9 protein-coding genes are annotated in these 10,206 nt (G+C 59.2%); 7 read left to right on the top strand and 2 right to left on the bottom strand.

Annotated features, from left to right (window positions below; genetic code table 11):
- Positions 1 to 383: 383 nt before the first annotated feature.
- A complete protein-coding gene (locus BLQ98_RS10770; protein WP_093733320.1) occupies positions 384 to 2,156 on the bottom strand; it encodes an SLC13 family permease in 1,773 nt (590 codons plus the stop codon).
- Positions 2,157 to 2,316: 160 nt separating this feature from the next.
- On the opposite strand from BLQ98_RS10770, the gene BLQ98_RS10765 reads away from it, so the two are divergent.
- Positions 2,317 to 3,057 (top strand): YebC/PmpR family DNA-binding transcriptional regulator, encoded by a 741-nt coding sequence (locus BLQ98_RS10765; protein WP_093733319.1) that lies wholly within the window; start codon positions 2,317 to 2,319, stop codon positions 3,055 to 3,057.
- Positions 3,058 to 3,198: 141 nt separating this feature from the next.
- Here BLQ98_RS10765 and BLQ98_RS10760 read toward each other — a convergent pair whose 3' ends face one another.
- Positions 3,199 to 3,438: a hypothetical protein gene (locus BLQ98_RS10760; protein ID WP_093733318.1), complete on the bottom strand. Its 240-nt coding sequence runs from the start codon at positions 3,436 to 3,438 to the stop codon at positions 3,199 to 3,201.
- Between the two features lie 203 nt (positions 3,439 to 3,641).
- On the opposite strand from BLQ98_RS10760, the gene BLQ98_RS10755 reads away from it, so the two are divergent.
- The 6 genes from BLQ98_RS10755 to betB all read left to right on the top strand — a co-directional run bounded on the left by BLQ98_RS10755 (position 3,642) and on the right by betB (position 10,139).
- Positions 3,642 to 4,238 (top strand): LysE/ArgO family amino acid transporter, encoded by a 597-nt coding sequence (locus BLQ98_RS10755; RefSeq protein ID WP_093733317.1) that lies wholly within the window; start codon positions 3,642 to 3,644, stop codon positions 4,236 to 4,238.
- A 37-nt stretch (positions 4,239 to 4,275) separates the two neighbouring features.
- Positions 4,276 to 5,178: a DMT family transporter gene (locus BLQ98_RS10750; protein WP_093733316.1), complete on the top strand. Its 903-nt coding sequence runs from the start codon at positions 4,276 to 4,278 to the stop codon at positions 5,176 to 5,178.
- A gap of 122 nt (positions 5,179 to 5,300) precedes the next feature.
- A complete protein-coding gene (gene betI / locus BLQ98_RS10745) occupies positions 5,301 to 5,876 on the top strand; it encodes a choline-binding transcriptional repressor BetI (RefSeq protein WP_093733315.1) in 576 nt (191 codons plus the stop codon).
- Positions 5,873 to 7,381 (top strand): choline-sulfatase, encoded by a 1,509-nt coding sequence (betC, locus tag BLQ98_RS10740; protein ID WP_093733314.1) that lies wholly within the window; start codon positions 5,873 to 5,875, stop codon positions 7,379 to 7,381. Before betI ends, betC begins: the two co-directional genes overlap by 4 nt.
- Before the next feature lie 63 nt (positions 7,382 to 7,444).
- Positions 7,445 to 8,629, top strand: coding sequence for a choline transporter (locus BLQ98_RS10735; protein WP_093733313.1), 1,185 nt, complete (start codon positions 7,445 to 7,447; stop codon positions 8,627 to 8,629).
- A 58-nt stretch (positions 8,630 to 8,687) separates the two neighbouring features.
- Positions 8,688 to 10,139, top strand: coding sequence for a betaine-aldehyde dehydrogenase (betB, locus tag BLQ98_RS10730; protein WP_093733312.1), 1,452 nt, complete (start codon positions 8,688 to 8,690; stop codon positions 10,137 to 10,139).
- The last annotated feature ends 67 nt before the right edge of the window (positions 10,140 to 10,206 follow it).

Here is a 10,206-nt window from a genome sequence, read left to right as displayed (position 1 = left end):
TGCAGTATTGGATTTGAGTCGAGAACTCTTCCCGCACTCATTGCAGTAGTAGGATCGATTTTCGCTTGAACCTTTGATTTGCCCTCGCGCATGGCCCGCGTTCACTGAATGCAGAATCGGCGGCAATGTGAAGGAGGAACAGAGAGCGTTTCTGCATGCGTTCACGGAGAATCCACCCACGGTCCGTGGGGCGAGCTTCTGACTGATTGCTCCTCTCGAAGAATTCTTCGAGAGTTTCTCTGCGTATTTAAGGTCATTGGATTTTATAGCCATAAGGCATATCAATGCCTTATGGCCTCCCAGTGTCAACGTTAGATGTCAGCGAACCACATAAATCAGAACGGCTGGGGGCTGGCCCCCGGCTCCTTCACTTGGCTCTGCCCCTAAAGCGGCCAGAACACCAAAATGGCCGGAATAGATACCGCTACGACGATGATCTCCAGCGGCAGCCCCATGCGCCAGTAATCGCCAAAGTTATAGCCCCCGGGCCCGAGGATCAGGGTGTTGTTCTTATGTCCGATGGGTGTCAGAAACGCGCTTGAAGCCGCGACGGCGACCGCCATCAGGAACGGGTCGGGCGAGACATCAAGGCTTTGCGCCATCTGGATGCCCACAGGGGCGGCGACGATGGTGGTGGCGGTGTTGTTCAACACATCCGACAAGGTCATCGTGACCAGCATCAACACGGTCAGCACCACCCACGCGGGCATCCCTTGGGTCAATCCGACCAGCGCACCGGCAATCAGTTCCGTCCCGCCAGAGCTATCCAGCGCAGCCCCCAGCGGGATCATTGACCCTAGCAGGACGACGACGGGCCATTCGATATGAGTGTAAAGTTCCGACAGCGGGACGATCCGCGCCAGTACATAGGCAATCACCACCAGCCCCAAGGCCACAGGCAGATAGATCAACCCAAAGCTCGCCGCCGTGACCGCGCCGGCAAACAGGCCGATGGCAAGCCAGACCTTGTGGTTTTCAGTCACCGCCAACCCGCGGTCGGCCAATGGCAGCACGCCCAGCCATTCAACCACATGGGAGGCGGTATCGCGGGGTACCAGCAGCAGTAAAATATCGCCCACCTGCAATTCGGTCTTGCGCAGCTGCGACGTGATGCGTTTGCCGCGCCGCGACACCCCCAGCAGCACTGAGCGTTGCCGCCACGACAGACCAACTGCCTGTGCCGAACGGCCATTCATACGGGAATCGCTGGTAACCACGACTTCGATGATCTCGACCCCTTCGCCATCGGCGTGCAGCCGGTCCTCGCGGTCGGCGTCGGCGACGTGCAAATCCAGCGTGCTGCGAAACTCGTCGAGCGCGTCCGGGGTCGCTTCAAGCACCAGCGCATCGCCCGCGCGCAGGGGCAGGTTGCGCGATTGGCCGTAGCGGCGCTTGCCGTCGCGGATCACCCCCAGCATGGCGACATCAGCCTTATCGGCAACATCCTGAAGTTCGGCTAGACGCTTGCCGATCTGGGCGTTGCCTTCGGGGATCGTCAGCTCTGCCAGATAGGGGGACAGGTCTTCGGGGCCCAATACGTTGTTTTCGCGTTGCGGGATAAAGCGCCAGCCGATCAGCGCGACAAAGGCCAGCCCCGCCGCCGCCGCAATCCCCCCCACGGGGGCGAAATCAAACATGCGAAATGGCTCGCCAAGGGATTCCTGTCGGATCGAGGCGATGATGATGTTGGGCGGCGTCCCGATCAGCGTCGCCATGCCGCCAAGGATCGTGGCAAAGCTCAGGGGCATCAGGCTTAACCCCGGTGATCGCCCCGCCTTGCGAGCGGTCTGGATGTCGACCGGCATCAGCAACGCCAGTGCGGCGACGTTGTTCATAAAGGCCGATAGCACCCCGCCGATCACCCCCATCAGGGTGATATGCCCGCCCAAACTGCGCGAGGCATCGACCAGCGTGCGGGTGATCAGCAACACCGCGCCTGACCGCGTCAGCCCCGCCGATACGATCAACACCAGCGCCACCACCAGCGTCGCGGGGTGGCCAAAGCCCGCAAAGGCGTCCTTGCTGTCAACGACCCCCAGCACCACCGCGACCATCAGCGCGGAAAAGGCCACAAGGTCATAGCGAAAACGCCCCCACAGCAGCATGCCAAACACGGCGGCAAATAGCGTAAACAGGATGATTTGGTCAGTGGTCATTTCGGCATACCTTGGGTGAACTGCGCTTGCAGCACTAGCAGCCGCACCACAGGCTGTCTGCCCCAAACGCAGCCATCCCCTCTGCGTGCGCGGTGGCTTGTTCAGGTGCCTAGGCTGCCGTATAGAGAGCCAACACTGAATTTTAGCATATGAGGTCACCATGGCAGGTCACTCAAAATGGGCAAATATCCAGCACCGTAAGGGCCGTCAGGACAAACTGCGCGCCAAGGTGTTTTCAAAGCTCTCCAAGGAAATCACCATCGCGGCGAAGATGGGCGAACCCGACCCGGACAAGAACCCGCGTCTACGTCTTGCGGTGAAAGAGGCCAAGGGCCAATCCATGCCCAAGGACAACATCGATCGCGCGATCAAGAAGGCGGTTGGCGGCGAGAGCGAGGATTACGAAGAAATCCGCTATGAAGGCTATGGCCCCAATGGTGTTGCTGTCATCGTCGAGGCGATGACCGACAACCGCAACCGCACCGCGTCGACTGTACGTTCCACGTTCACCAAGAACGGCGGCAATCTGGGCGAGACAGGGAGCGTCGGCTTCATGTTCGACCGCAAGGGCGAAATCACTTATCCCGCCAGCGTCGGCGATGCCGATACGGTCATGATGGCAGCGATCGAAGCCGGTGCCGAAGATGTTGACAGCTCGGACGAGGGGCATGTGATCTGGTGCCTGGACACCGACCTCAACGAAGTAAGCAGCGCTCTCGAAGGCGAGCTCGGCGAATCCGACAGCACCAAGCTGGTCTGGCGTCCGACGACCACGACAGAGATGGACCTCGAGGGGATGGAGAAGCTGATGAAGCTGATCGACGCCCTGGAAGACGACGATGATGTGCAACGCGTCACGACGAACTTCGAAGCCTCTGACGAGGTGATGGAACAGCTGTAAGCAGCGCGCCCCGCCTCTGACATCTGTCGGGGCGCGGGGTTTGCCTTTGCATGCACTGGTCACCACGCTTTTAGAGACATAAAAAAACCGCCCCTGGCTTGCCAGTGGGGCGGTTTTTTTAATCAGCGCTTGGGCCAGAATTTATCCCAGAAGTCGCGCCATACGAAACAGACCACCCCATGCGGGTTTGGCTCTTGTCTCGGGGGCACGCTGTTGCGCAATGGCTGACAGCACGCGCTTGACGTCGTTCAAACGTCCCAACGCCTTAGAGCCGCCTGCGCTTGCCTGCACGCTTAGGATCTTGGATTGCGTGTGCAGGGCTGCTTCGATGAGCGCCAATTCATCCTGGCTGATTTCCAGCTTCTGTTTATTGTCGAACATGACAGTATTCCTTGGTTGTCTTAGAGGGGTCAGATAGGCGCTCTATCTGTGGTTCGCTAGTAGTAACGGGCCCAATCACGCAAATGTTTCGCGCCCGCAATAATAAAATTGGGGTTGCAGCGGGGGAAGGTTTTGCTTTTGGGTAAACGCCGGTGCCACTTCCTGCCGAAACCGACCCAGATACCCAACGGAGCCTTCCAGACATGACCGCTTTTTTCCCCGGCTTTGCGCTTGGTCTAACCTTGATTTTGGCCATCGGCGCGCAGAATGCTTTTGTGCTGCGTCAAGGATTGCGATTGCAGCATGTTTTCTGGGTGTGCCTGACTTGCGCCCTTTCCGATGCTGTGTTGATCGCGGCGGGGGTGGCGGGATTTGGCGCGCTGGCTGTGGCGGTGCCGTGGTTCGAGACGGTTATGCGCTTTGGCGGCGCGGCGTTCTTGATCTGGTATGGCTTCCAGAATGCACGGTCTGCATGGCAGGGGGGGCATGCGCTGTCGGTCGATGGCACCGCGCCGACCAGCCTGCGCCGCACGATCCTGACCCTATTAGCACTGACTTGGCTGAACCCGCACGTCTATCTGGATACAGTTGTGCTGTTGGGGTCGATCGCTGCGCAATATGACAACCGCTTTGCCTTCGGGCTGGGGGCGGTCAGTTCGAGCTTTGTCTTCTTCTTTGCACTTGGCTATGGCGCGCGGCTGTTGGGGCCGTTCTTCAGCAAGCCGCGCAGCTGGCAGATACTGGACGGCGTCATCGCCCTGACAATGTGGGCCATTGCGTTGAAACTTCTACTGATGTGACCTTGCTCTTGCCAAAGCATTGCGGAATGTTGCGCAGATGAAAACTGCACATCCCCAAAGCCCCGTCACCGGTATCTTCTGGATGGTCGTGACCGGCCTTTGTTTCATCTGTGTGACCGCTTTGGTCAAGCATATGGGGCCGCGCCTGCCATCCTCAGAGGCTGCTTTTATCCGCTACGGCTTTGGTCTGGTGTTCCTGTTGCCTGCCATAGGCGCGCTGCGAGAGGCCAAGCTGTCGCGCCGGCAATGGGCGCTTTTCAGTGTTCGGGGCGGGCTGCACGGGATCGGGGTGATCTTGTGGTTCTACGCGATGACCCGCATCTCTATCGCCGAGGTAACGGCGATGAACTATCTCGCGCCCATTTATGTTACCGTCGGGGCCGCGCTGTTTTTGGGCGAAACGCTTGCGCTGCGCCGGATCATTGCGGTTGTGCTCGGGTTGGTCGGGGCCGCGATCATCCTGCGGCCGGGGTTTCGGGAACTGACCAGCGGACATTTCGCTATGTTGATCGCGGCGGTGGTGTTTGGCGGGGCATATTTGCTGGCCAAAGTGCTCGCGGACGAGGTGCGCCCCTCGGTGGTCGTGGCGATGATGTCGCTGTTCGTGACGCTGTTTCTGGCCCCCTTTGCACTGGCATCCTGGATTACCCCCACATGGGAGGAGATCGGAATCCTTGCCGCTGTCGCCTGCTTTGCAACCGCAGGTCACTACACGATGACGTTGGCCTTTGCTGCTGCACCCCTGACGGTGACCCAACCTGTGACCTTCCTGCAGCTGGTATGGGCAACGGCGCTTGGCGCGATTGCTTTTGCCGAACCCATTGATATCTGGGTTGTTCTTGGTGGTGCCGTGATCCTTGGCTCTGTCACCTTCATCACCTGGCGCGAAGCGATGTTGAAACGCCAGATCACACCCGCTGCACCGGCGACGAAATTTTAGCGGCACCGGCTGCTTGGATGTGACTAAATCGGGGGTTGATCCACCCTGAGGTTTTTATTGACTTGTCAGTCAATAAACGTAGATTTGATAGCCAGACGCTATCAAACCACTAAGGATTCTTTATGCCCAAAGTCGGAATGGAGCCTATTCGCCGCGACGCATTGGTCAAAGCGACGATTGCCGAAATCGGTGCCGCACAGTCTTTGGATGTGACGGTTGGCCAGATCGCGCGCCGCGCTGGTATGTCATCCGCGCTCGCGCACCACTACTTTGGCGGCAAGGATCAGATTTTTCTGGCGGCCATGCGCTATATCCTATCGGAATACAGCGCCGAGGTGCGGCGCGAACTCCGGCTGACCAAATCCCCCCTCGGGCGCGCCGAAGCCATCATCCGCGCGAGCTTTGAGGAAAGCTATTTCGATCCGGCCACTGTCAGTGCGTGGATGACGCTCTATGCCTCGTCGCGCACCAATACTGAAACCTATCGCCTGCTCGTGGTGTACCAGCGGCGCTTGCGGTCGAACCTGACCTATGCGCTGCGCCCGATCTCGGACGATCCGTCCGGGGATGCCGACACGCTGGCTGCCTTGATTGACGGTTTGTACCTGCGCGCCGCCCTGTCCGATGATGGAAATGCGCGCACCGCCAGTGACCGTGCCTTATCCGTCCTTCATATGCTCGTGGGGACCGCGGTATGACCCAGCCCAATATCCTGATCCTGATGGTTGACCAGTTGAACGGCACGCTGTTTCCCGACGGCCCCGCCGAGTGGCTGCATGCCCCGAACCTCAAAAAGCTGGCCGCGCGGTCGACGCGGTTCAAGAACGCCTATACCGCCAGCCCGCTGTGCGCGCCGGGGCGGGCGGCGTTCATGTCGGGGCAGCTCCCGTCGGCCACGGGCGTCTATGACAACGCGGCAGAGTTCGCGTCGAGCGTGCCCACCTACGCCCACCATCTGCGGCGTGCGGGCTATCAGACCTGCCTGTCGGGCAAGATGCATTTCGTCGGCCCCGATCAGTTGCACGGGTTCGAGGAACGCCTGACCACCGATATCTACCCCGCCGATTTCGGCTGGACGCCGGACTATCGCAAGCCGGGGGAACGCATTGACTGGTGGTATCACAATATGGGGTCGGTGACCGGCGCAGGTGTGGCGGAAACCAGCAACCAGATGGAATATGACGACGCCGTGGCCTATGAGGCGACGCGCAAGATTTACGACCTGTCGCGCGGTCTTGATCCGCGTCCGTGGTGCCTGACAGCCAGCTTTACGCATCCGCATGATCCTTATGTGGCGCGCAAGAAATACTGGGATCTGTACAACGATTGCGAGCACCTGCTGCCCGAGGTGCCCGATCTGGGGTACGACAATCAAGACACCCATTCGAAACGTATCTTTGATGCCAACGACTGGCGCAGCTTTGACATCACTGAACGGGACATCAAACGCTCGCGTCAGGCTTACTTTGCCAACATCAGCTATCTCGACGACAAGATCGGTGAGATCCTTCAAACGCTTGAAGACACGCGCCAAGAGGCGATTATCGTCTTTTGCTCGGACCACGGCGATATGCTGGGCGAGCGGGGGCTCTGGTTCAAGATGAGCTTTTTCGAAGGGTCGTCCCGCGTGCCGATGATGATCGCCGCCCCGCAGATGGCACCCGGTCGGCAGACCACGCCGGTCAGCAATATCGACGTGTGTCCGACGGTCTGTGATCTGGCGGGCGTGTCCATGGACGAGGTGCAGGAATGGACCACGGGGCAATCGCTAGTGCCTATGGGGCAGGGGGTGGAACGCACCGAACCCGTCGCCATGGAATACGCGGCAGAGGCCTCTTACGCGCCGATGGTGTCGCTGCGCTATGGCAAGTGGAAGTTCAACCGCTGCGCCCTTGATCCTGACCAACTGTTCGATCTGGACGCTGATCCGCACGAGCTCACCAACCTTGCCGAGGAACCCGCCCATCAGGGGACGCGGCTGACCCTGTCGGCCAAGGCTGATGCCCGCTGGGATCTGGCTGCCTTTGACGCTGATGTGCGCAAAAGTCAGGCCCGCCGCTGGGTCGTCTACGAGGCGCTGCGCAAGGGCGGATATTATCCTTGGGATCACCAGCCGCTGCGCAAAGCGTCAGAGCAGTACATGCGCAACCACATGGATTTGAACGTGCTCGAAGACAACAAACGTTTTCCGCGCGGCGAATAGAACGACAGCCCAAGGGGTGCGGGCACTTAAAATTATAATGCACCCCAAACACGGAGGGACAATATGTTAACGACCATCATTTCGTTCGGGGTCATCATGGCCTTGGGCCTAACCGTTTTTTGTACGATCAAGTGGTGGAACCTGCCGCTGACCGGTGTGACGCCGGTGCCGCTGTTCACCTTTATCGCGATCCTTTTCACCTCGGGTCTGGATGTGGGGCTGATCATGTTCCCACTGGCCTTTGACTATCCGCTTTATGCGGACACGGGCGCGGAGCCTGCCTATGCGTTCACCAATCCGCTGGCGCTCGAATTCGGGTTCTGGGGCTTTCTGATCTGGGCCTTCTACTTCCTGACGACCTTTTATTTCTGCGCAATCGAACCGCGGGTGAAGTTCTTTGAAATTCCCGCGATCAAGCTGCTGAACAACATCGTCATCATCACCACATGTGCCTTCACCGGTGCGTTGTTCCTGATCTATATGCCGTATTACATCGCCGAGGTCGGCGACGGAGAGACGATCCTGCCGGTCTTCTACCTGATCTGCTTCCTCGTGATCCTGATTGCGGCCTTCAGTTCGACGGACCTCAAGTTCGTGCGCGTGCTTTCTGTCAGCTCGACGCTGCTGTTTCTGGCGCTGATTGCTTACATGTGGCTGAACGCCGGCATGGGACTGGGCGAATTCGCGTCAACCGCAAGCAATCTGGGCGGCTATTTCACCAACATCCACAAATTCGTCATCCCGCTGACGGATTACCACGAATTCTACCTGTTCTGGTGGTTCGCATGGTCGATCATGATCGGGCAGTTCGTGAGCCGCTTTGTGGGCGGGCTGAAGACGTGGCAGCTACTGGCGTCCTTGCTGGTGTTCCCGTCGATCCCGCTGGGGCTGTGGTTCTCGGTGCTGTATTACTACCACCTGAATGGCATCGGCACCGAAGGCTTCCCGAACTGGGCTATGACCATCGTGGGCATCGTGTTCGTGATCAACTCCTTCGACAGTTTGATCCGCCTTTACACCGATAACCTGAACTTCACGACAGAACGCTTTGGCACGGTGTCTTACGTCTTTGCCAACGCCATCGGCCTGTTCGTGCTGACCCTGCTGTTCCAAAGCCAGTGGCTGCAAATCCAGTGGGTCGGGACCATCGTAATAGGCATCTACCTGCTGGCGCTTGGCTATATGTTCTTTGTCAAACGCCGCCACCTGCACGGGCTGGACGGCAATGCCAATGTGGCTGCCGAATAAACCCTAAACCTTTCAGGCCCCGCCGTACGGGCGGGGCCCAACCGAAAAAGAGAGACCTATGCAAACGCAACCCAAAGCAAGCCATTTCATCAACGGCGAATACGTCGAAGACACCAATGGCACCCCGATCGAGGTGATCTATCCGGCCACCGGCGAAGTGATCGCGACCGTCTACGCTGCCACGCCTGAAATCGTGGACAAGGCTATCACCGCCGCGCGTGATGCGCAGGCTGGTTGGGCGGCGATGACCGGCACCGAACGGGGCCGTATCCTGCGCCGCGCCGCCGACATCATGCGCGAGCGTAACCACGATCTGTCGATCCTCGAAACCTATGACACCGGCAAACCCTATCAGGAAACCTCTGTCGCGGATGCGACCAGTGGTGCCGACGCGCTGGAATATTTCGGCGGGCTGGCCGCATCGCTGACGGGCGAACATATCCAGCTGGGGGAAGACTGGGTCTATACCCGACGCGAACCTCTGGGGGTCTGTGTCGGCATCGGCGCGTGGAACTATCCGACGCAAATCGCATGCTGGAAAGGCGCACCGGCGCTGGCCTGTGGCAACTCGATCATCTTCAAACCGTCCGAGACGACGCCGCTTTGCGCGCTGAAAGTCGCGGAAATTCTGGTAGAGGCAGGGCTGCCCGCCGGTCTTTATAACGTTGTGCAGGGCATGGGCGAAGTGGGGGCCTCCCTCGTGACCGACCCGCGCGTCGACAAAGTATCGCTGACCGGCTCTGTGCCCACGGGCCGCAAGGTCTATGCCGCCGCTGCCGAAGGCATCAAGCACGTCACGATGGAACTGGGCGGCAAGTCCCCGATGATCGTGTTCGAAGATGCCGATATCGAAAACGCCATCAGCGGCGCGATCCTGGGTAACTTCTACAGCTCAGGTCAGATCTGTTCGAACGGTACCCGCGTCTTTGTGCACCGCGACATCAAGGAAGCTTTCCTCAAGCGGTTGGCGGAACGTCTGGAAAACGCTGTGATTGGCGACCCAATGGACCCCAACACCAGCTTTGGCCCGATGGTATCAAAGCGCCAGATGGAGATCGCGCTTGGCTATGTCGAAAAGGGCAAGGCCGAAGGCGCGCGTCTGGTTTATGGCGGGGCGACGATTGACCGTGAAGGGTTCTACATGCAGCCCACCGTGTTTGCCGATGTGACCGACGACATGTCCATCGCGCGTGAAGAAATCTTTGGGCCGGTCATGTCCGTTCTGGATTTCGAGACCGAGGAAGAGGTCATGGCCCGCGCCAATGCGACCGAATTCGGTCTGGCCGCCGGTGTGTTCACCAAAGACCTGTCCCGCGCGCACCGCGTCGCGGCGGGGTTCGAGGCGGGCACCTGCTATATCAACACCTATAACGATGCGCCGGTCGAAGCGCCGTTTGGCGGCATGAAAAACTCCGGTGTGGGGCGGGAAAACTCCAAGGCGGCGATTGATCACTATAGCCAGCTGAAAACCGTCTACGTGCGCATGGGCGATATGGAAGCGCCTTTCTAGGGCGCAGGGAAAGGTGCTGCGAGGGGCCTTTGGGATCGGTCTGATCCTCAAGGCTCCTTGCAAATGT

This window comes from Sulfitobacter litoralis (assembly GCF_900103185.1).
Taxonomy (GTDB): domain Bacteria; phylum Pseudomonadota; class Alphaproteobacteria; order Rhodobacterales; family Rhodobacteraceae; genus Sulfitobacter; species Sulfitobacter litoralis.
The sequence above is the reverse complement of the archived record's forward strand: the minus strand, read 5'-3'. Positions and strand labels throughout refer to the sequence as shown.